Here is a 20,813-nt window from a genome sequence, read left to right as displayed (position 1 = left end):
AAACTAACGCTCATCGATATGTATGTCACGCGTTCGCAACCTCGGTGTGACAAAGTCCCCGGCCGGGGAGGGCCGCCCGCATGGACGGCGCTTCCCGGCCGGGGACGGGTCACTTGCCCCTGAACCGGTTGGTGATCGGCAGTCGGCGGTCGCGGCCGAAGGACTTGACGGTGATCTTGGTGCCCGGCGCCGACTGGCGCCGCTTGTACTCGGCGCGGTCGACCAGCCCGGCGACCCGGTCGACCACGTCCGCGGGGTAGCCCTGCTCGACGAGGTCCTCGCGTCCGGCGTCGCCGTCGACGTAGCCGGTGAGGATGCCGTCGAGCACCCCGTAGTCCGGCAGCGAGTCGGAGTCCTTCTGGTCGGGCCGCAGCTCGGCGCTGGGGGGCTTGAGGATGGTGTTCTCGGGGATCGGCTCGGTCTCCCCCAGGCTCCGCGCCTTCTCGTTGCGCCAGGTCGCGAGCTCGTAGACGAGGGTCTTGAGCACGTCCTTGATCGGGGCGAAGCCGCCGACGGCGTCGCCGTAGATCGTCGAGTAGCCCACCGCGTACTCGCTCTTGTTGCCCGGGGCGAGCACGAGGTGGCCGTGCTGGTTCGACAGCGCCATGAGCAGGTTGCCGCGCACGCGCGCCTGGAGGTTCTCGACGGCGAGCCCTGAGATGGCGACCTCGGCGAGGTAGGAGTCCACGATCGGCTGGATGGCCTCCACCGAGTAGTGGAGGCCGCAGCGCTCGGCGAGGTCGGCCGCGTCGTCGATCGAGTGCGAGGACGAGTACTGGCTGGGCATGGAGACGACGTGGACGCGGTCGGCGCCGATCGCGTCGCGCGCGAGCACGGCCGTCAGGGCCGAGTCGATGCCGCCGGAGAGCCCGAAGATCACCGATTCGAACCCGTTCTTGCGCACGTAGTCGCCCAGGCCCAGGCACAGGGCCTCCCAGATCTCCTCGAGCCGGTCGAGCTCGGGGGCGTGGGAGGGCTCGACGCGGGTCTCCAGCGGCGCGGGCGCCTCCGAGACCAGGTGCAGGGCGGTGCTCATCGACTGCCCGGAGTGGTTCGCGAGACCGGTGCCGCGGGCCGCGGGCAGGTCGAGGTCGGTGACGAGCAGCTCGGCGCCGAAGCGGCGCGCCGAGGAGAGGACCCGGCCGTCGGGTGCGACGACCATCGACCCGCCGTCGAAGACCAGCTCGTCCTGGCCGCCGACGATGTTGAGGTAGGCGATCGGCGCGCCGACCTGCGCGGCCCGCTCCTTGACGAGGGCCAGGCGCCGCTCCTGCTTGCCCTGCTCGTAGGGCGAGGCGTTGACGTTGACCACGAGCCCGGCGCGGGCGTCGGCGGCGACGGCGAACGGGACGCCCTCCTGCCACAGGTCCTCGCAGATGGTGAAGGCCACGTCGACCCCGCCGATACGCGCGAGGTGCAGCTCATGGCCCGAGACGAAGTACCGGTCCTCGTCGAACACGCCGTAGTTCGGAAGGTGATGCTTGTAGTAGCGAAAGAGGACCTTGCCGTCCTGGATCAGCGCCAGCGCATTGCGAATGCCGCGAAAATGCGGGGAATTGCTGGTCACGGCCGGTGAGCCGTCGGTCTCGAGGTAGCCGACGGCGACCGGGAGGGCGCCGTTGCCGTCCTCGGCGAGTTCGGCGGCGAGACGGACGAGGCGCTCGCGGCTGGCCTCCACGAAGGAGTGGCGCAGGACGAGGTCCTCGACGGGGTAGCCGGTGAGCGCCTGCTCGCCGGTGGCGAGGAGGTGGGCCCCGGCGGCCGTGGCCGCCGAGGCGGCCCGGCGGATGAGGTCGGCGTTGTGGTCGAGGTCGCCTACGACCGGGTTGTCCTGGGCGAGTGCGATACGAAGCGTCGGCATGGGCCTATTCTCGCTCGCCTTCGCGCACGGCGTCGTGTGACTTCCGCGAAGCCGGCCGCGGGACTCGCCGGCCGGGGAGGTCAGAGGGCGCGGACGAGCAGGATCGCCGAGAGCACCAGGCCGTAGAGCACGATCGCGATCCGCAGGGGCCGTTCGGGAATGCGCTGGAAGACGCGGGCGCCGATGTAGCCGCCGATGAAGGTGGCGGGCACGAGCACCCCGATGGCCCACCACGCCACGTCGGCCCACACGCCGTACATGACCGAGGTGACCACGCCGACGATCATGGTGCAGAAGTTCTTGAGGGCGCCGACGCGCTGGAGGCGCTCGCTGAGGCTCATCGCGATCACGGCCATGAGGATGAGCCCGAGCGCGGCGTTGAAGTACGAGCCGTAGGCGCAGCCGGCGAAGACGCCGGCGTGGAGCGCGACCGGGTGCAGGTCGCGGCCGCCGTTGAGGGCGGTGACCCTGCGGTTGATCCACGGGCCGACGGCCATGAGGAGCGTCGCGGCCAGGACCAGGAACGGCACGAGGCGCTCGAAGACCTCGTGGGAGGTGTTGAGCAGCAGCAGGGCGCCGCAGACGGAGGCGACGAGCGCGGTCGGGATGAGGGTGAGGGCGCGGCGGCGCTGCGGGGCCAGGTGCTCGCGGGAGCCGAACGCGGCCGCGGCGTAGGCGGGGGCGACGGCGATGCCGTTGGTGGCGTTGGCGTGCAGCGGGGGGACGCCGACGGCCATCAAGGTGGGGTAGGTGATGAGGGAGCCGCCGCCGGCCACGGCGTTGAGGCCGCCGCCGGCGAGGCCCGCGAGCAGCAGAGCGGAGACCTGGAGCAGATTCATGGCTCTGGCAGCGTACGCTTGACCGCTGGGACGAGATGGCCAGGCGGCCGCGGCAGTGACGGGAGACCATCGCTGTCGAGGAACGTCCGGGCTCCACAGGGCAGGGTGGTTGCTAACGGCAACCCGGGGCGACCCGCGGGACAGTGCCACAGAGAACAGACCGCCAGTTTCGGCTGGTAAGGGTGAAACGGTGGTGTAAGAGACCACCAGCGCCGCCGGTGACGGCGGCGGCTCGGTAAACCCCACCTGGAGCAAGGTCGAGAGGAGCCGCGAGGCTCTGCGCGAAGGTTCGAAGGCGGCCCGCTTGAGTTGCGCCGCAGGTTCGCGGTGAACGCCTTCGCGGGTAGACCGCTCGAGCGCGTCGGCGACGGCGCGCCTAGATGGATGGCCGCTCAATGACAGGACCCGGCGTATCGGCCATCTCGTTCCCTTTTCTCGGTTTCCGGCCGGGTCGCGGGTGAGCGGAGCGGGCATGTTCGAGGCGACGGCGGCGTCGGTCCCCGGCGGGGACGCGCCGAACGAGGACTTCCACCTGGTCTCCGGTTCGTGGGCGCTGGTACTGGACGGCATCACGCGGTATCCCGACGACGGCTGCGTGCACGACGTGCCCTGGTACGTGCGCCGGCTCGGTGCCGCGATCGCTTCCGGCATCGGCGGGTCCGACGCGCTCCCGGAGGTGCTCGCCTCGGCGATCGGGGCCGTGAACGCGCTTCATGCCTCGTGCGATCTGCGCAATCCGGTGTCGCCGGGTGCGACCGTGGGGATGGTGCGGCTGGCCGGCGGGCGGATCGAGTGGCTGGTCCTGGGCGACTGCGCGGTCGCGTGGCGCGGTCCCGGCGGGATCGAGGTGCGGTCGGACGGGCGCCTCGCGCGTCTGGCCAGTCCCCCGGCGGTTGTCGTGGTCGGGGCGTACCGGCGCTACCCGGTGGACTATCTCGCGCGGGTGCGCAACCGCGACGGCGGGTTCTGGGTCGCCTCGACCGATCCCGACGCGGCGGCGATGGCGTACACGGGCGCGGTGCCGGTCGAGGAGGTCGGCGAGCTGCTGCTGTGCACCGACGGGCTGACCCGGCTGGTCGACCGGTACGGGCACTCGTGGTCCGAGGTGTTCGACCGGGCCGAGGCGGTGGGCGTGGCGGGGCTGATCGGGCTCGTCCGCGAGGCGGGCGAGCGGGTGACCGGGATCGGGCCGAACACCAAGCGCCATGACGACTGCACCGGGATCCGGCTGCGGTTCTGAGGCCTACTCGGCCGGTTCGGCGAGGGGCCCGAGTCCGTAGTGGGACAACAGCTTCGCGGTCGCGCGGGTCATCTCCGGCAGGTCCGAGGCGCGGTGCCATCCGGCGTCCCACACCTCGTGGCCGTCCACGATGATCTGGGTCGAGGCCGGATCGCGGACGAGGCGGAAGACGTTGTCGACCCAGCGGCCGTGGGTGTGGACCACCGCGCACGGGTCGGCCGGGTCGAGCTCGGCGAGGTCCGCTTCGATGCCGGTCTCCTCGGCGAGTTCGCGGCGCGCGCCTTCGATCGGCTGTTCGCGGCGGTTGAGCAGCCCCGCGGGGAGCGACCAGCGCTTGCCGGGGGGCTGGCGCAGCATGAGCAGGTGCTCGCGTTCCTCGTCCATCACGAGGACCACCGATCCGAGCGTGTAGGTGGGCGTTGCGATCCGCACGATCCGCCGCCGCATCGGGTGCGGCAGGCTGTAGAACACCGTTCCGGCCAGGCGCCGCAGCAGCGGCGCCTTCCGGCGCTGCACAGAGGGAGTCACCGCCACACCCTATACAGACCGATTCCCGTTGCCAGTGGCGGATTGCGCGGCGCGAAGGAGGGCCCGGAGCCGAAGCTCCGGGCCCTCCTGGCGTGTCGGTGCTACTGCGGGCCGAGCTTGCGCGTGCCCGTGTAGTACTCGAAGAGGTAGCCGCCCACGGCGAACAGGAGCGCCACCGCGCCCGCGACCATGAGCCACGGGAGCCAGTACACGACGCCGATGCCGGAGACGACCGCGGTCAGGGCCAGGCCCAGCGGCCAGTAGGAGCCGGGGCTGAAGAAGCCGACCTCGCCGGAGACGTCGGAGATCTCGCCGTCGGCGCGGTCCTCCGGGCGCGGGTCGATGCGCCGCGAGATGACCCAGAAGACCAGCCACACCATGCCGGTGAGCAGGCCCGAGAAGAGCAGCGCGAGCGTGCCGACCGGTTCGATGCGGTTCGGCGCGCCGTAGGCGGGGTTCTCGTTGAGGTAGGTGACGTAGGCGTAGATGGCGGCGAAGACGAACATCGAGACCATCACGATGGCGAAGAGCCGGTTCTCAGTCTTCATGGCGCTCCTTAACTCGCTTCGCCCGAGGCCGGGTCGGTGTCGAACGGGTGCGTGGACGTCGCGTAGGGCGCCTGGCCGATGAGCTCGAGCGCCTCGGGCGTGGACAGGCCCTCGACGCGGGCGTTCACGAAGGTCTCGTAGTCCTCGGGGGAGACCACGCGCATCTCGAAGTTCATGAAGGCGTGGTAGGCGCCGCACAGTTCGGCGCAGCGGCCCACGAAGGTGCCCTCGGAGTTGAAGTCGACCTCCCAGCGGGTGGTCTGGTCCTCGCCTCCGGGGATCACGTCGCGCTTGAACAGCAAGTCGGGGACCCAGAAGGAGTGGATGACGTCCTCGGCGTTGGCCACGAAGCGCACGTCGTCCTCGTTGGGGACGACGATGATCGGGATGTAGTCCGAGGAGCCGGTCTCGGTGACCTCGCGGCCGTCGGCGCCGGTCAGGGGCTCGCAGTCCGCGTCGGTGTAGGTGAACTGCCAGTTCCACTTGAACGCGGTGATCTCGGTGCAGGCGTAGGGGTCGTCGCTCATCTCGGTGACGTTGTCCTGCACGATGACCGTGTAGTAGAAGAGGACGCCGATGAGCACGAACGGCAGGGCCGTGAAGGTCAGCTCGGCGGGCAGGTTGTACTTCGTCTGCCGCGGCAGCTCGGTGTCGGTGTCGCGCTTCTTGTAGGCGGCGATGCACCAGAACGTCAGGCCCCAGACGATGAGGCCGACCACGAGGGCCGCGATCGTGGAGCCGATCCAGAGGTCGAACATCTGCTCGGACTGGGTCGTGGGGCGCGTGCGCGGCCAGCCCAGGTAAAAGGCGTCGTCAAGGCTGCACCCCGCGAGCGCGATGGTGAGCAGCGCGGCGATCCCGGTGAGACCTATCGCGCGGCGGGCTCGGCCGCGACGTACTCGGGACGGTTTTCCGACCACCTGTCTCATGCCTTTCTCAGCGCTCGGCTCCGCGCCGGCCGCCGGGCGGGCGGCAGGGCGCAGATCTTGACGGCACGAGCCTACTGGTTCACCCCCGCCGCGGGGCGCAAGGGGTTGGGTTCGCGACCGGAAGTCTTCTACATTGGGTTGGTGACCGAGACCTACTTCGACGGCGCCACCGCGCAGCCGCCCCACCCGGCGGCCCGGGAGGCCTACGCAGCGGCTTTGTCGGAGGGCTGGGCGGGCCCGGGACGACTGTACACATTGGGCCGGAGGTCGCGGATGCTGCTGGAGGCGGCCCGGCAGTCGGCGGCCGCCTCCCTGGGCGTCGACCCTGATGAGGTCGTTTTCACATCGAGTGGGACACAGGCGGTGCACGCCGGGGTACTGGGCGTGATCGCGGCCCGCAGCGAGCCCGGGCCGCTCGTGTACGGGGCCGTCGAGCACTCCGCGGTGCTGCACGCCGCCGACTGGCACGAGGCCGGGGGCGGGAGGGCGGTCGCGGTCGGCGTGGACCGGCTGGGACGCGTGGACGCCGATCCGCTCGCGGGGATCGAGGACGCCTCGGTGGTGGCGGTGCAGAGCGCGAACCACGAGGTCGGGACCCGCCAGCCGATCGGGGCCATCGCGGCGAACGCGGGCGGCGTGCCACTGGTGTGCGACGCGGCGGCGAGCCTGCCGTGGGAGCCGGTGCCCGAGGGCTGGTCGGTGCTGGCGGCCAGCGCTCGCAAGTGGGGCGGCCTGGCGGGCGCGGGGCTGCTGGTGGTGCGCAGGGGCGTGCGCTGGCGCAATCCGTTCCCCGGTGAGGACGCCTCGATCAGGGAGGCGATCGGCGAGGTGGACGTGCCGGCGGCGGTGGCCGCGGCGGCGTCGCTGCGGGCGGTGGTCGAGGAGCGCGAGGCTCTCGCGAAGCGGGCGCGGGCGCTGACCGAGCGGATCAGGGAGCACATCGCCGAGACGGTGCCCGAGGTGGAGCTGCCGGGCGATCCGGTGGACCGGTTGCCGCACATCGTCACGTTCTCGTGCCTGGGGGTGGACGGGGAGGTGCTGCTGACGGAGTTGAACCGGGCGGGGTTCGCGGTGTCGTCGGGTTCGGCGTGCGCTTCGACGCGGTTGCGGCCCTCGCATGTGCTTCAGGCGATGGGGGTGCTGAGCCACGGGAACGTGCGGGTGTCGCTGCACCGGGAGAGCACCGAGGCGGAGGTCGAGCGGTTCCTGGAGGCGCTGCCGGGGATCGTGGAGGGCATCCGGCGGCTGTCGCGCTGAGCGCCGGCTCGGGCCGGAGGCGTTGCGCGCCTTCGGTGGTGAGTACTTCTCGGACCATGGTCCTAAGACGATCGGGATCACGGGCCTCCCGTGTCGCGTTCTATTGCACATGACTTGCAATTGTGAAACGGTTGCTTTAGCAACAGAGTTGCTGCGAACCGTGCTGCCGCAAGTGAGAGAGGCGACCATGACCGTCTACACGCTGCCCGACCTGCCCTACGACTACGGCTCGCTGGAGCCGCATATCAACGGCCACATCCTGGAGCTGCACCACGACAAGCACCACGCCGCCTACGTCAAGGGCGCCAACGACATGATGGAGCGCATCGACGAGGCGCGCGACAAGGGCGACTTCGGCCAGATCGTGGGCCTGGAGAAGACCCTCGCGTTCAACGTGTCGGGCCACGTCCTGCATTCCCTCTACTGGCAGAACATGAGCCCCGAGGGCGGGGGCCGTCCCGAGGGCGAGCTCGCCGCGGCGATCGAGGAGTACTTCGGGTCGTTCGAGGGCTTCCACGGCCAGCTGTCGGCGGCGACGACGCTCGTGCAGGGCTCGGGCTGGGGCGTCCTGTCCTTCGAGCCGAAGTCCAGGCGGCTCATCGTGGAGCAGGTCTACGACCACCACGGGAACGTGGCCCAGGGTTCAGTGCCGCTGCTGGCGTTCGACGCGTGGGAGCACGCGTACTACCTCCAGTACAAGAACGTGCGGCCCGACTTCGTGAAGGCGATGTGGGAGGTCGTGAACTGGGAGGACGTCGCGGCCCGCTACGCGGAGGCCGCGGCGGCCTGAGGCTCGGGCTACCGGGCGCGCGCCAGTCCGTGCTTGGCGGCGACGGCGGCGAGGTCGCCGGGCGAGCCGCCCATGATGAGGCGGGCGTGCTCGGTGACGAGCTCGACCGGCCAGTCCCACCAGGCGGCCTTGAGCAGCTTCTCGATGGCGGCCTTGTCGAAACGCTTGCGGATCGGCTGGGCGGGGTTGCCGCCGACGATCGTGTAGGGCGCGACGTCGGCGGTTACCACCGCGCCGGAGGCGATGATCGCGCCGTCGCCGATGGTCACGCCGGGCATGACCATGGTGTTGCAGCCGAACCACACGTCGTTGCCGACGACGGTGTCGCCGCGGCTCTCGACTCCGGCGATGATGTCGAGCGTCCGCTCGGCCCACTCGCCGCCGAACATCGTGAACGGGAACGTGGAGGGGCCGACCATCGGGTGGTCGCCGCCGGCCATGAGGAAGCGGGTGCCGGCGGCGATCGCGCAGTACTTGCCGATCACGAGCTTCTCGGGCCCGTACCCGTAGAGGACGTTGCACTCTTCGAACCGCTCGGCGCCGTCCGGGTCGTCGTAGTAGGTGTAGTCACCGACTTCGATCTTCTCGGAGGTGATGAGCGGCTTCAGGAAGACCACGCGCGGGAATCCGGGCAGGGGGTGCAGCACCGTCGGGTCGGGGGTCATGTGCGTTCCTTTCATCGGAGAGGAACGCATGGTACCTGTAGGGGCCACGGGGCGCGGCGGTTCGGCTCACCAGCCGAGTTCGGGGCCGTCCGGACGGTGCGTCTGCGAGCGGAAACGGCCGACGGCCAACAGCGCCAGGATGATCGGCAGGCCGGTGAAGGTGGCGAGGAGCGGCAGTTGCTCGGCGGTGACGAACCACGCGGGCGTGACCTCGGTCAGCAGGGGCACCAGGTCCTCCTGGCTCCAGCCGGCGAGGGTGGGGACGCCGGTGAGGAGCCGGGCGAAGACGACCGCGCCGATGATGAGCGCCCCTGCGGCGCTGAGGGTCCCGGTGAGGACGACCGACCACCGGGGGCCGATGCGGACGGCGACGGCGAGGGCCGCGAACAGGATCGCGACGGCGAGGTAGGCGATCGCGAGGTCGATGAACCGGAACTGCACGATCTCGTCGAGGCGCAGCAGGTGGTATTCGGCGAAGGCGTCGTCGCGGTCGAGCAGCCGCGCGGCGGCCTCGGTGCGCGCGGGCGAGGCGGCCGACCACGCCGCGAACGCGCACAGCAGGGAGACGCCCGCGACGGCGACCGCGAGCCAGGTGGCCACAAGGGACCTTCGCGGGGCGGGGTCGGGGAGTCCGGTCGTCGGTCGGATCAAGGGAGGCTCCGATCATCTGCGGCGAACTGCCAATACTACGAGATTCCGCCTTCTGAATCTACCGTCCGTCACCACCTGACAGGGTTGCACCGCAGGTGAACTTCGAGCGGACAGCGGTCCACCGGGGCGAGGGGGCCGCCGCCGGATAGTCTGGCACCGCACGAGGGCGGCCCCGCAGCCGCGGGCCCGCCCCTCCGAATCCTCCCCCACGACGAGAACGGCGAGCGCCTTGACTCCCGAACACCTTCGCGACGCGGCCGGACTCGCGGCCGTCTTCGGCTTCTTCGCCATGGCCTGGTTCGGCTGGGCGCAGGAGAAGCCCCCCGCTTCATGGTTGTGGCCCTTGCGGATCGGGTCGATCCTCAGCGGCCTCACCGCGATCGGCGGCGGGCTGCTGCTGTGGCGGCACTGGTCCGACGGCACGGTCTTCGACGGCGGCACCGGGGCGGCGTTCGGCATCGTGGTCGGCATCGAGTTCGCCGCCGCGGGGCTCGGCGCGGGCCTGCTGGCCTGGCGCGGGCACGCCGAGCTGATCTCGGCGTGGATCGCCTTCGTGGTCGGCGTGCACCTGTTCCCGGTCGCGGTCCTGCTGGAGATCCCCGCCGTGCACGTGACGGCGGCACTGATCACGGCCGCCGCGATCGCGGCGGTCCCGATCGCGAAGTCGAAGTCCCTCACCGTCAGCGCGGTGGTTGGAGCACTGACCGGCCCGATCCTCCTCGTCTCCGCGGCGCTGTCCCTCATAGACGCCCTCACCCGCTGAGTTCCTGAACGCCTCCCGCAGCGCCGAATCCGGACGGCCGCGGGCACCGCGTCGAACTACGTGGCGACCCGGGTACGGGCTCCGCCCGCTATGGACGGAGCCCTTCCCTGCTCAGGGCTTGAGCAGCTCTTTCAGCTTGAGAAAGAATCCTTTGCCTTCGCTGCCGATAACTCCGGCACTGGTCTGCGAGTAGGATCCGACTGATCCGATCGAGATGGTCCCGCCATGGCTGTTGATGTGGTACTCATGCGGACCGCGCTGCGATTCCTCGTGTCCCATCTCCTTCTCCAACGGTGTCACGTCGACCTTCCCCCTAAGACAATCGCTCAAGACCTTCATGCAGTGGTACGCCAGAGCGCGCTCCATAGCGGCGGCGTCCTCCAGCCCGTTCGGGCTGTTCGCAAGAGATTCACTGCTCCAGTGCCGGATGCCGAGTTCCGGGGCGCGGCCGACCGGGCTCACCTTCCACCACTTCTTGAATCTCTCCTGCCCGCGCGCCCCCCACCTGCCGGCGGTCTTGGTGGCACTGATCGGCCCTTGGAACACCGCCAAGGGCATGCTCAGGAAGCCGACGACTGCGGCCCGACGAAAGAACGGGCCCTTCTCCATCTCGCCCGCTTCGAACAGTTTGAAGCAGGACAACGTGGGAAGCAGACGACAGGTGATCAGATCGACCACCAGCACGTCCAGCTTCCTATAGATGCGCACGAACAGGTTCGTGACCAGCTCCCCACCGCCCTCGGCGACCTGGATGCGCAGATACGGTCTGACCGAGAGCGACGGTGACGTCCATGCCTCGGCGATCGATTTGTACTCCTGACCGCGGATGTTGACCTCCTCAAGCAAGTAGATCGGCTCTCGGACGGCCGTCTCCGCGACGAACACCTGCCTGCAAACGGTGAGCTGGGCGACCTCGGGGTCCGCTTCCTGGTCCTCCTCCGAATCGCCCGCGAGATCCTCGGTCCGAGTCCACAGTTCCTTGGCCACCAGGTCCAAGTCGATGTCCTCGGACTCGGCGCCGCCGAACGGAGGTGTCGGAGGCAACATGATCCGATGCTTCACGCCGAGACCGCCGAATCCCACGAACTCGTGGTCCTCGTCGCGGCACATGATCACCTCGGTGGCCCGGCTCGATTCGATCCGCCGATGCCGAGGTCCCCGAAATCCCGGCGGCGTCTTCGCATTCGGAATCAGCGAAATGCGCTTGGCCCGATAGAGGCCTCCTCCAGCGCAGATCAGTCCGAGCGCAGCGAGCTCGAGGAATGCCCGCCACCACACGTCGTTGGCGATCAGGCCGATCAGCACCAGAACCGGGCCGAGGATGAAGATCACCTTGAACCGCAGCGGCTTGAGGAGATGCACTGCGTCCGGGTAGGTCTCCATTCGCAGCGACGGCTTGGAGGACGGCTCCTGACCGATACTGGCGAACGCCAGCCACAGCAGGAAGCTCCCCGCCAGAACAGCCCGGTTGGACCAGGTTTCGGCGATGAGGAAAGCGGCGCCGACACAGTAGAGCGCCATCATGACGACGAAGTTGATCCACCGGGCATGTTTGCCGTGGCTCACCACTAGTACCGGATTGATGGCCGGATCAGGGGCGACCGCCTTTCCCAACGGTTCGTAGACCTTGTTGAGCACGTCGTCCCTGAACAGCGGATCGAGGTAGATTCGCACGCACACATGCCAAGTCGCAAGATTCCCGCGAACAGCGTCGAGCCCCGCCAACCGGAATCGCTGCGAGGAAGGGTGTGAAGAGGTCATCTCGGCAGGGTCCGGTTACCGGCTTCGCAGTCGGGCCGCCGGGCAGTCCTCGGCGACGGTGGCGGCAGGTCGAACCGCGGCGAGCGTGATGACGAATCGCCACAGATGGTGGTGCTCTTCGGCTCCGGTCTTCTGGGTGATGCCCTCGTGAGAGGGGAAGAAGTGTCCGGCGGTCATGAATCAGCTCCAATGGTCGGAATATGATGGATAAGGTGTGTAAATGTTTGATAAGTAGATCTCAGTCTTATAACGGATCGAAAGCTACTCACAAGTATATTGTCTCTCTGACAATATAGCGATACGTTAGTCTATCGCGAAGACTAGTCGGGTTGTGGGGCCGCTGTTGTCAGCGGGCGCGGAGAAGGGCGTCCTCACCTACCATGAAGACGCCCTTGATCACTTGGCGCGCTATTTCACGGCGTGGGTGACGTCTCTTTCCTCGGCGAAGAAGCACGCCGTCGGGTGGGTGCCGTTGTCGCCCACTTGCAGGGTCGGCACCACCTCGGCGCACTGCTCCTCGGCCTTCCAGCAGCGCGTGCGGAACCGGCACCCCGAAGGCGGGTTGATCGGCGAGGGCACGTCCCCTTGCAGGATGATCTCCTCCCGGTGGCCCCGCAGGTCCGGGTCGGGCACCGGCACGGCCGACAGCAGCGCCTGCGTGTACGGGTGCCTCGGGTGGTCGTAGATCTGCGGGCCCGTGCCGCGCTCGACCACCTTGCCCAGGTACATCACCGCCACCTCGTCGGCGATGTGCCGCACCACCGACAAATCGTGCGCGATGAACACGTACGCCAGGCCCAACTCGGCCTGGAGCCGCTTGAGCAGGTTGATCACCTGCCCCTGGATCGACACGTCCAACGCGCTGACCGGCTCGTCGCACACCAGCACCTGCGGGCGCAGCGCCAGCGCCCGCGCGATGCCGATGCGCTGGCGCTGGCCCCCGGAGAACTGGTGCGGGTAGCGGTTGATGTGGTCGGGGCTGAGCCCGACCATGTCGAGCAGGTCCTTGACCTCCCCGGCGCGCTCGCGCTTGGGGACGACGTTCGGGTGGATCTCGAACGGCTCGCCGATGATGTCGCCCACGGTCATGCGCGGGTTCAGCGAGGTGTACGGGTCCTGGAACACTAGCTGGATGTCCCGCCGCACCGGCCGGATGCGCCGCGAGGACAGGTTGCCGATCTCCCTGCCCAGCACCTTGATCGACCCCGAAGTGGGCGTCTCCAGACCGACGAGGAGCTTGGCGAGGGTCGACTTCCCGCAGCCGGACTCGCCGACCACGCCGAGCGTCTGGCCCGCGTGGAGGCGCAGGTCGACCCCGTCGACGGCCTGCACGCGCCCGACCGTGCGCTTGACGACGATCCCGCGCTGGATCGGGAAGTGCTTGACGAGGTCGGTCGCCTCCAGCACCGGCTCGGTCGCGCTGTCGGCCTGCCCCAGTTCAGCGTTCATCTCGGTAGACCTCCATGGCGAAGTGGCAGCGGCTCGTGTGGCCCTCGGCGACCGCCGCCAGCGGCGGCGCCTCCTCGGCGCAGCGGTCCTCGGCCGCCTTGCAGCGCGGGTGGAACGGGCAGCCGGTCGGCAGCGACGCCGGGTTCGGCGGCAGTCCCGCGATGACCTCCAGCTCCTGCCCGAGCGTGTCCACGCGCGGGATCGCGCGCAGCAGCGCCTTGCTGTAGGGGTGCGCCGGGCGCTTGAACGCGTCGCGGATGCCCGCGCGCTCGACGACCTCCCCGGCGTACATGACCGCCACGTCGTCGGCGACGTCGGCGACCACGCCGAGGTCGTGGGTGATGAGGATCAGGCCCATGTGCCGCTCCTCCTGGATGCTCTTGAGCAGCCGCATGATCTGCGCCTGCACGGTGACGTCCAGGGCCGTGGTCGGCTCGTCGGCGATGAGCACCTCGGGGTCCAGGGCCAGCGCCATCGCGATCATGACCCGCTGGCGCATCCCGCCGGAGAACTGGTGCGGGTAGTGCCCGACGCGGTTCTTCGCGTCGGGGATGCCCACGAGGTCGAGCAGCTCGATCGCCCGCTTCTTCGCTTCGGCGCGACCGGTGCCGCGGTGGACGCGGAACAGCTCGCCGATCTGGAAGCCGACCGACCACAGGGGGTTGAGCGCCGAGAGCGCGTCCTGGAAGACGATGGCGATGTGGTTGCCGCGCACCGTCCTGCGGGTCTCCTCGTTCTGCTTGAGCAGGTCGACGCCTTGGAGGCGCACCTCGCCGCCGGTGATGTAGGCCGGCGGCGAGTCGAGGATGCCCATGACGGCCTGGGAGGTCACCGACTTGCCCGAGCCGGACTCGCCGACCACGGCGAGGGTGCGGCCGCGTTCGAGGGTGAAGCTCGCGCTGCGCACGGCCGGGACGCGCTTGCCGCGCACCCGGAACTCGACCTTGAGGTCCTCCACTTCGAGCAGCGGCGCGTTCAAGTCGGCGCCCGGGAGCGTGTCCCCGACGACCTGGGGAGTCGATACCACTGGTCTCACCTCAGCTTCGGGTCGAGCGCGTCGCGCAGGGCGTCGCCGAAGGCGGCGAAGGCGAACACGGTCAGGATCAACAGCGACAGCGGGATGCCGAACAGGTACACGTACCCGCCGCCGGCCCATTCGGTGCCCTTGGACAGCAGCACGCCCCAGCTGGTGGCGGGGGCCTGGACGCCGAGGCCGAGCACGGCCAGGGCCGACTCGGTGACGATGATGGCGCCGATGGTCGTGGGGACCACGGCGGTCACCGGGATGATCGCGCTGGGGAGGATGTGGCGGAACATGATCCGGCTGTCCTTGGCGCCCAGGCAGCGGGCGGCCTGGACGTAGTCGAGGTTCTTGGCCTCGATCGTGGCGGCCCGCGCGTAGCGGCAGAACTCCATCCAGCTGAAGATCATCAGCGCCAGCGCGGCCGGGCCGATCGTCTCGATGAGGTTGCCCGAGGAGCCGCGGCCGCGGAAGAGGCTGAGCAGGAGGATCGCGCCGAGCAGCATCGGGATGACGATGAAGACGTCGAGGACGCGGGAGATGAGGGCGTCGAGCCAGCCGCCGAAGTAGCCGGCGAGGACGCCCAGGAGGAGTCCGGCGACGACGGTCGCGACGATGACGGTGAGCGCGAGGACGATCGTGGGGCGGGTGCCGTGGACGATCGTGGCGGCGAAGTCGCAGCCGAAGGCGTCGGTGCCGAGCGGGTGCTCGCCGGTGAACCAGGTGTCGGGCCGCTGGCGCGCCTCCCGTCCGATGCACCGGGTCGGGTCCTTGTCGGTGAAGAGGGTCGGGAAGGCGGCCATCGCGAAGACGAAGAGCAGGATCAGCGTCGCGAGGATGACGTCGGGGCGCCGCCTCATGGTCCGGAAGGCGTCCTTCCACAGCGACGTCTGCGCGGCCTCGGCCTGCCCGGTGGGGACGGTCAGCTCACTCATAGCGGATCCTCGGGTCGAGCGCGGCGTACAGGAGGTCGACGACGAGGCTGACGACCACGACGACGATGGCGCTGATGGTCAGGCCGACGATGACCAGGTTGATCTCCTGGCGTTGGACGGCGTTGAAGATCATGTAGCCCATGCCGGGGATGCCCATGACGCCCTCGGTGAGGACGGCGCCGGAGAGCATGAAGGCGAAGAGGTAGCCGATGCCGGTGACGATCGGGATCATCGAGTTGCGCACGACGTGGACGACGGTGATGCGCATCTGCCCCAGGCCCTTGGCCTTGGCGGTGCGCACGAAGTCGGCGCCGATGTTCTCCAGCTGGCTCGCGCGCACCAGGCGGGTGAGCGTGGCGAGGCCGACGGTGCCGAGGATGATGCCGGGGATGACGATCGTCGTCCACGGGTAGTCGGGGTTGTAGCTGGGTCTGAAGACCTGGCCCATGAAGGACTCGGTGCCCCATATGCCTCGGGCCCAGCGGGTGAGCGGGACGGCCATCATGTAGACGTAGGCCAGGAGGATCAGGAAGACCGGGACCGAGTCGATGAGGATCGTGGTGCCGCGCACCGAGTGGTCGACCAGGCGGCCGCGGTGGCGGGCGGCCCAGGTGCCCAGGACCATGGCGAGGACCACGAGCGTGACGGTCGAGAACAGGAACAGCCGCAGCGTGTTGGGGATGTAGATGCCCAGGAGCGCGGCGACGTCGCGGTTCCCGTTGAGGGTGGTCCCGAAGTCGCCTGCGGCGTAGTTCTGGAGCCGTTCGACGAACGGGACGAGGCAGGGGTCGCCGGGCCGGTCGTAGCAGCCGTTGTCGAGGCCGTAGAGGCGCTCCACCTGCGCGAGCATCGCCGGGTCGGGCGTGCGTTCGCCGCCGAAGAACAGGATGGCGGGGTTGCCTCTGATCTGGACGGACAGCGCCATGAGGTAGTGCAGGATGAACAGCACGATGCCGAGGGTGAGCAGTGCTTGGAGCAGTCGCCGAATGACGTAGCGTCCCATTGGATTCCGTTCTAGACCGGCGGGCGGGCCGCTGTGGCCCGCCCGCCGGATCGCTCTCAGCGGCTACTTGATGACGATGTCGCGCAGTTCCGCGTCGCCGCCCGGGCCCGAGTAGATCGGGTGGACGACCACGTTGTCGACGCGTTCGCTGTAGAAGTAGCTGACCTGCTCGACGAAGATCGGCGCGCTCGGCATGTCGCCGGCGAGGATCTCCTCGGCCTCGGCGTAGAGCTGGACGGCCTCCTCGATGCTGGCGGCGCCGGCCGCCTCGGCGATCTTGGCGTCGTAGTCGGCGTTCTCGTAACCCTGGTCGTTGGTGGCGGCGCCGCCGCCGTAGACCGGTTCGAGGTAGTTCTCGTTGAGGTTGTAGTCGGGGCCCCAGCCGGAGCGGAACGGGCCGTCGAGGTTGTGGGCCTCCCGCTCGGCGAGGAAGTCGGTCCACTCCATCGGGACGATCTCGTACTCGATGCTGAGGGTCTCGGCGATGGAGTCGCCGATGGCGCGGAAGACGTCGAGGTTGTCGGCCGAGTCGTTGACCCAGATGCGCAGCTTCTCGCCCTCAGGCCAGCCGCCGGCCTCTTCGAGGAGGTCGTTGGCGAGGTCGGGGTCGTAGGTGCAGTACTCGCCGCAGAAGCCCTGGCCGCCGCCGTTGATCGAGGCGGGGACCCAGGAGTCGAGCGGGTTGAACCGGTCGGGGCCGATGACGTTGAGGACGCCTTCGCGGTCGATCGCCGCCGAGATGGCCCGGCGGAGGTTGACGTCGGCGTAGGTGTCGTCGTAGAGCGGGAAGGCGAGGACGAGCGTGCTGGTGCCGTCCTGGACGATGCGGCGCTCGGCGAGGTCGGGGTCGTTGACCGCGGACTCGTAGTCGGAGGCCGGCGGGCGGCAGACGTCGATGTCGCCGGTCAGGTAGTCGGCCCAGCAGTTGGCGCCGTCGAGGTAGACGTGCCAGCGGACGCCGTCGATCGAGGGCTGCTCACCGGGGTAGTCCTCCCACTTGAGGGCGGTGCCGCCGGCTTCGAGGTCGTAGGGCTCCTCGAACTTGAAGGGGCCGTTGCCGATCGGCACCAGCTCGCAGGCCGCGGTGTCGGCCAGGCACTCCTCGGCGACGGGGTAGAACGCCTCGTAGCCGAGCATGGTCGGGAAGCCGATGAACGGCGCGGAGAGCTCGACCTGGAGGGTCAGGGGGTCGGGCGCGCTCAGGCCGGAGAGCTCCTTGACGTCGGACTCGGGGATCTTGGGCGTGTCGGGGTCGTCCCACTCCTCTTCGGGCAGCGGCGGCGGGTTGAGGTCCTCGTAGCCGGCGATCGTGGAGAAGAAGTAGTTGAGCGGCAGGGCGTTCGCGCCGTAAGCGGTGCGGTTCCAGGAGCGGATGAAGGCCTCTGCGTCGACCGGCTCGCCGTTCTGGAAGGTGAGCCCGTCCTTGATCTTGATGGTCCACGTCTGGTTGTCGTCCGAGGAGATGTCCTCGGCCACCAGGTAGTCGGGGTCGCCGGTCACGGCGTCGTAGTAGACCAGGCCGTCGTAGAGGTTGTGCATGATCCGGAAGCCCTCGGATTCGCCGGAGCCGCCGGGGATGAGGCTCCGGACCTCGCCGACCTGCATCTGGACGATGCCGCCGCCGCCTTCGCCGCCGTCGAGATCGCTTTCATCGCCGGTACAGGCGGCTAGGGACACCGCGAGGCCGGTGGCCGCTACAGCGGCTACCGCCATTTTCGTTCGTCGCACTGGGCGCTCCAGGGTGTGAGTGGTTCGTGGGATAACTCACACCATGTCGTACAACACCCCTAAAAGAAAGAGTGCGTTGTGAAATCGTTACCTTCCGGACGGCAAGAGGAGACCTTTCCGCGCATATGTTTCCTCGGCGTTGCCGCCCGAACCCCAACAAGTGAGACAGTGGTTTCCATTGCGGGTCAAGATGACCGGCGAGTTCACTCGGGCAGCAGGTAGGCGGAGGCCTCGGCGGCCGCGGCTATCCCGTACGACTGTTCGAGGCGGTGCACGAATTCCACCGGTTCGACCGCATATCCTTGCGGCCCAACCGCTTCGAGGGCGAGTACGGCGAGCTGGCCGCCGACCTCGGTGCTGCGGCGCAGGCTCATCCCCCAGCCCAGGCCCGCCAGGAGCCCGGCGGTGAACGCCTCGCCGCCGCCGGCGGGGTCGGCGACCTCGCGGGCGCGCGGGGCGGGCACGCGGACGTGCTCCATGTCGTGGCCGACGATCTCGGCGCCCTCCTGGTCCAGTGTGGTCACGCGGACGCGGACGCGCTCGAGGAGCTCGTCGTCGCTCAACCCGGTGCTGGCCAGCAGCCGCCGGTGGCGGTCGCGGTCGGTGACGAGGAACTTCGCGCCGGAGAGGAACTCGACGGCCTCCTCGCCCTCGAGTTCGCCGGGGTCGGCGCTGAACTCCAGGCCGAGGTCGCGGGCCTGGTCGGCGTAGGCGTGCATGGCCTTGGGCACGCCGGGCCCGATGTGGACCAGGCCGAGGGTGCCCGATCGCTCCATGACGTCGATGAGGTCGAGCTCGTCGGCGTCGAGCACCACCGGGGCCTGCCCGAGGCGGCTCATGCCGAGGCCGACGGCCTCGGCGGTCGTTCCGGTGACGGCGGTCTTCATGCCTTGCAGTGGCACAGCAAAGGTCCTCGTTCAGTCGGGGACGTGGGAGCGCGAAGGCTCAGGAATGGAAAGGGCGGTCGCGGGAGGCGGGACGGCACTCGGCGCGAACACGAAGCAGCCCGGTCGGACACTCGGTCGACCGGGCTGTGAAAGCGATGGACCCGGGCTCCTAGTGGAAGGAGTCGCCGCAGGCGCAGGAGCCCTGGGCGTTCGGGTTGTCGATGGTGAAGCCCTGGGCGTCGATGCGGTCGGCGAAGTCGATGCTCGCGCCGATGAGGTAGGGGATGCTCATCTTGTCGACCACGACGCCGAAGCCCTCGTAGTCCTGGACGGTGTCCCCGTCGCGCACGTCGGTGTCGAAGTACAGGCCGTACCGCAGGCCCGAGCAGCCGCCGGGGCTGACCTCGACGCGCAAGCGCAGGCCTTCCTCGCCCTCCTGCTCGATCAGGGCCTTGACCTTGCCGGCCGCCGCGTCCGTGAGCACGACGCCGACTTTGGTGGCGTTGTCCTTGACGTCCTCGGTCTGCTGAGTGGCGCTCACTAGCAACTCCTCTGATAAATGCGAGATCCAGGTCGACCGGGTCTCTTCGACCAGTCAACAGTACCCAACCGGATCAGAGGCGTCTCTATTCCCGAGGTCACTCTCGGGGGGACATGGCGCACGATCCGGTCCTGTGTCCGACGGTACCTACCCGTGCCGCTCCTTCGCCACCTGCTCGGCCAGCGCGGTCAGCCCTTCGACGGGCGCGGCCATGGCGGCCTCGGCGCTGCCGAGCAGCTCGGTGACCGAGTGCACGCCCGCGAGGTCGGGGTGGGTCGCGTCGTCGGCGCGGCCGGCGAGGACCAGGCAGGGCTTGGCGTGGGCGGCGGCGGAGGCGGCGACTTCGGCGGCGAGCTTGCCGCGCAGACTCTGGGCGTCGAAGGAGCCCTCGCCGGTGATGACGAGGTCGGCTTCGGCGACGGCGGCGTCGAGGCCGACGGCGTCGCAGGTGAGGCGGGCGCCGGACTCGCGGCGGCCGCCGAGGAGGAAGAAGGCGAAGCCGAGGCCGCCGGCGGCGCCGGCGCCGGGGCGGTCGGCGAGGCCGGGCCGGTCGAGCCGGTCTTCGACGGTCGCGGCGAAGTGGGCGACGGCGCTTTCGAGGAGCGCCACGTCGCGGGGGGCGGCGCCCTTCTGGGGACCGAAGACGTGGCTGGCGCCGTGGGGGCCGAGGAGGGGCGAGTCGACGTCGGTGGCGGCGACAAACTCGACGCCGCGGGTGCGCGGGAGTCCTTCGACGGCGGCGACCGCGGCGAGTGCCGCTCCGCCGTAGGGGATCGGTTCGCCGGCGGCGTCGCGGAAGACGTGGCCGAGGGCGGTGAGCATCCCGGCGCCGGCGTCGTTGGTGGCGGAGCCGCCGAGGCCGACGACGACGCGGCGGGCGCCGTGCTCGACGGCGTGGGCGATGACGGTGCCGAGGCCGTAGGTGGTGGTGCGGCGGGGGTCGCGTTCGGCGCCGGTGAGGAGGTGGAGGCCGCAGGTGGCGGCGGACTCGATGTAGGCGGTGTCTCCTTCGCGCAGGTAGTCGGCGTCGACGGGTCGGCCGAGGGGGTCACTGGCGCGGACGGTGTGCTTCGTCGCGTTGGGGAGGGCGTGGTGGAGGACCTCGACGAAGCCGGGGCCGCCGTCGGCGAGGGGGAGGGTGGCGGCGGTGTCGTCGGGCCGGGCGCGGCGCCAGCCGGCTGCGATGGCGTCGGCGGCCTCGGCGGCGCTCATGGTGCCGGCGAACTTGTCGGGAGCTATGAGGATGCGCACACCAAGAGCGTAGTGGATGGGAGGCGGGCTGGTGTAACCGCTTGCCGATGTGGTTCGCAGAGGCTTGGGGATTGGTGTCTGGTGCCCCTGCGGTCGGGTGTGTCGGCGCGGTGCCGCCCCCGATTCGATAGTGCTCTCGGGGTGTGACAGTGCCGCTGCTCACGAC

General features: G+C 69.5%; 21 protein-coding genes and 1 other RNA gene. 5 read left to right on the top strand and 17 right to left on the bottom strand.

Annotated features, from left to right (window positions below):
• Positions 1-109: 109 nt before the first annotated feature.
• Positions 110-1,861, bottom strand: a complete 1,752-nt coding sequence (locus tag IF12_RS0103175; RefSeq protein ID WP_030154460.1) for an NAD+ synthase — start codon at positions 1,859-1,861, stop codon at positions 110-112.
• Positions 1,862-1,941: 80 nt separating this feature from the next.
• On the bottom strand, positions 1,942-2,700 hold the full coding sequence (locus IF12_RS0103170) for a sulfite exporter TauE/SafE family protein (RefSeq protein ID WP_030154458.1): 759 nt from the start codon (positions 2,698-2,700) through the stop codon (positions 1,942-1,944).
• Positions 2,701-2,731: 31 nt separating this feature from the next.
• On the opposite strand from IF12_RS0103170, the gene rnpB reads away from it, so the two are divergent.
• Both rnpB and IF12_RS0103165 read left to right on the top strand, forming a co-directional pair.
• An RNA gene (rnpB, locus tag IF12_RS23745) (RNase P RNA component class A) lies at positions 2,732-3,129 on the top strand.
• A gap of 43 nt (positions 3,130-3,172) precedes the next feature.
• Entirely contained in the window at positions 3,173-3,940 is a 768-nt protein-coding gene (locus IF12_RS0103165) for a protein phosphatase 2C domain-containing protein (protein ID WP_035748238.1), read from the top strand.
• A gap of 3 nt (positions 3,941-3,943) precedes the next feature.
• Here the strand turns inward: IF12_RS0103165 and IF12_RS0103160 are convergent, their stop codons facing one another.
• The 3 genes from IF12_RS0103160 to IF12_RS0103150 form a co-directional block, all read right to left on the bottom strand.
• The gene (locus IF12_RS0103160; protein WP_030154454.1) at positions 3,944-4,456 is read right to left on the bottom strand and encodes an NUDIX hydrolase; all 513 of its coding nucleotides are present in this window, start codon (positions 4,454-4,456) and stop codon (positions 3,944-3,946) included.
• Positions 4,457-4,569: 113 nt separating this feature from the next.
• A complete protein-coding gene (locus IF12_RS0103155; protein WP_030154452.1) occupies positions 4,570-5,016 on the bottom strand; it encodes a cytochrome c oxidase subunit 4 in 447 nt (148 codons plus the stop codon).
• Positions 5,017-5,024: 8 nt separating this feature from the next.
• Positions 5,025-5,945 carry a cytochrome c oxidase subunit II gene (locus IF12_RS0103150; protein ID WP_051703905.1) on the bottom strand — a complete coding sequence of 307 codons (921 nt, stop codon included), beginning with the start codon at positions 5,943-5,945 and terminating at the stop codon, positions 5,025-5,027.
• Positions 5,946-6,086: 141 nt separating this feature from the next.
• Here IF12_RS0103150 and IF12_RS0103145 point away from each other — a divergent pair, with 141 nt between their 5' ends.
• Both IF12_RS0103145 and IF12_RS0103140 read left to right on the top strand, forming a co-directional pair.
• Positions 6,087-7,202 carry a cysteine desulfurase family protein gene (locus tag IF12_RS0103145; protein ID WP_197034583.1) on the top strand — a complete coding sequence of 372 codons (1,116 nt, stop codon included), beginning with the start codon at positions 6,087-6,089 and terminating at the stop codon, positions 7,200-7,202.
• A gap of 187 nt (positions 7,203-7,389) precedes the next feature.
• Positions 7,390-7,992, top strand: coding sequence for a superoxide dismutase (locus IF12_RS0103140; RefSeq protein ID WP_030154446.1), 603 nt, complete (start codon positions 7,390-7,392; stop codon positions 7,990-7,992).
• 8 nt (positions 7,993-8,000) lie between these two features.
• Here IF12_RS0103140 and IF12_RS0103135 read toward each other — a convergent pair whose 3' ends face one another.
• Entirely contained in the window at positions 8,001-8,657 is a 657-nt protein-coding gene (locus IF12_RS0103135) for a CatB-related O-acetyltransferase (RefSeq protein WP_030154444.1), read from the bottom strand.
• Positions 8,658-8,723: 66 nt separating this feature from the next.
• Positions 8,724-9,308, bottom strand: a complete 585-nt coding sequence (locus IF12_RS0103130; protein ID WP_133884240.1) for a hypothetical protein — start codon at positions 9,306-9,308, stop codon at positions 8,724-8,726.
• 229 nt (positions 9,309-9,537) lie between these two features.
• Here IF12_RS0103130 and IF12_RS0103125 point away from each other — a divergent pair, with 229 nt between their 5' ends.
• Positions 9,538-10,071: a hypothetical protein gene (locus tag IF12_RS0103125; RefSeq protein WP_030154440.1), complete on the top strand. Its 534-nt coding sequence runs from the start codon at positions 9,538-9,540 to the stop codon at positions 10,069-10,071.
• A gap of 111 nt (positions 10,072-10,182) precedes the next feature.
• On the opposite strand, the gene IF12_RS0103120 is transcribed toward IF12_RS0103125, so the two are convergent.
• From IF12_RS0103120 to IF12_RS0103075, 10 genes are all read right to left on the bottom strand, one after another.
• Positions 10,183-11,745 (bottom strand): hypothetical protein, encoded by a 1,563-nt coding sequence (locus IF12_RS0103120; protein ID WP_133884239.1) that lies wholly within the window; start codon positions 11,743-11,745, stop codon positions 10,183-10,185.
• A gap of 102 nt (positions 11,746-11,847) precedes the next feature.
• Positions 11,848-12,009: a hypothetical protein gene (locus tag IF12_RS25415; RefSeq protein ID WP_156036799.1), complete on the bottom strand. Its 162-nt coding sequence runs from the start codon at positions 12,007-12,009 to the stop codon at positions 11,848-11,850.
• A 231-nt stretch (positions 12,010-12,240) separates the two neighbouring features.
• Positions 12,241-13,281 carry an ABC transporter ATP-binding protein gene (locus IF12_RS0103110; RefSeq protein WP_030154436.1) on the bottom strand — a complete coding sequence of 347 codons (1,041 nt, stop codon included), beginning with the start codon at positions 13,279-13,281 and terminating at the stop codon, positions 12,241-12,243.
• Positions 13,271-14,308 (bottom strand): ABC transporter ATP-binding protein, encoded by a 1,038-nt coding sequence (locus IF12_RS0103105; protein ID WP_030154435.1) that lies wholly within the window; start codon positions 14,306-14,308, stop codon positions 13,271-13,273. Before IF12_RS0103105 ends, IF12_RS0103110 begins: the two co-directional genes overlap by 11 nt.
• Positions 14,309-14,313: 5 nt before the next feature.
• On the bottom strand, positions 14,314-15,237 hold the full coding sequence (locus IF12_RS0103100; RefSeq protein WP_030154432.1) for an ABC transporter permease: 924 nt from the start codon (positions 15,235-15,237) through the stop codon (positions 14,314-14,316).
• Positions 15,230-16,240 carry an ABC transporter permease gene (locus IF12_RS0103095; protein ID WP_030154430.1) on the bottom strand — a complete coding sequence of 337 codons (1,011 nt, stop codon included), beginning with the start codon at positions 16,238-16,240 and terminating at the stop codon, positions 15,230-15,232. Before IF12_RS0103095 ends, IF12_RS0103100 begins: the two co-directional genes overlap by 8 nt.
• Positions 16,241-16,303: 63 nt before the next feature.
• The gene (locus IF12_RS0103090) at positions 16,304-17,968 is read right to left on the bottom strand and encodes an ABC transporter substrate-binding protein (protein ID WP_133884237.1); all 1,665 of its coding nucleotides are present in this window, start codon (positions 17,966-17,968) and stop codon (positions 16,304-16,306) included.
• A gap of 203 nt (positions 17,969-18,171) precedes the next feature.
• The gene (locus tag IF12_RS0103085) at positions 18,172-18,870 is read right to left on the bottom strand and encodes a PfkB family carbohydrate kinase (protein WP_133884236.1); all 699 of its coding nucleotides are present in this window, start codon (positions 18,868-18,870) and stop codon (positions 18,172-18,174) included.
• A gap of 154 nt (positions 18,871-19,024) precedes the next feature.
• The gene (erpA, locus tag IF12_RS0103080; RefSeq protein ID WP_081913086.1) at positions 19,025-19,396 is read right to left on the bottom strand and encodes an iron-sulfur cluster insertion protein ErpA; all 372 of its coding nucleotides are present in this window, start codon (positions 19,394-19,396) and stop codon (positions 19,025-19,027) included.
• A 147-nt stretch (positions 19,397-19,543) separates the two neighbouring features.
• The gene (locus IF12_RS0103075; RefSeq protein ID WP_030154421.1) at positions 19,544-20,647 is read right to left on the bottom strand and encodes a glycerate kinase; all 1,104 of its coding nucleotides are present in this window, start codon (positions 20,645-20,647) and stop codon (positions 19,544-19,546) included.
• Between the last annotated feature and the right edge of the window lie 166 nt (positions 20,648-20,813).

The sequence above is a fragment of the Glycomyces sp. NRRL B-16210 genome, assembly GCF_000719515.1.
Taxonomy (GTDB): Bacteria; Actinomycetota; Actinomycetes; order Mycobacteriales; family Micromonosporaceae; genus Glycomyces.
Note: the sequence above shows the minus strand (reverse complement) of the source record. Positions and strands in the feature narration are given on the sequence as shown.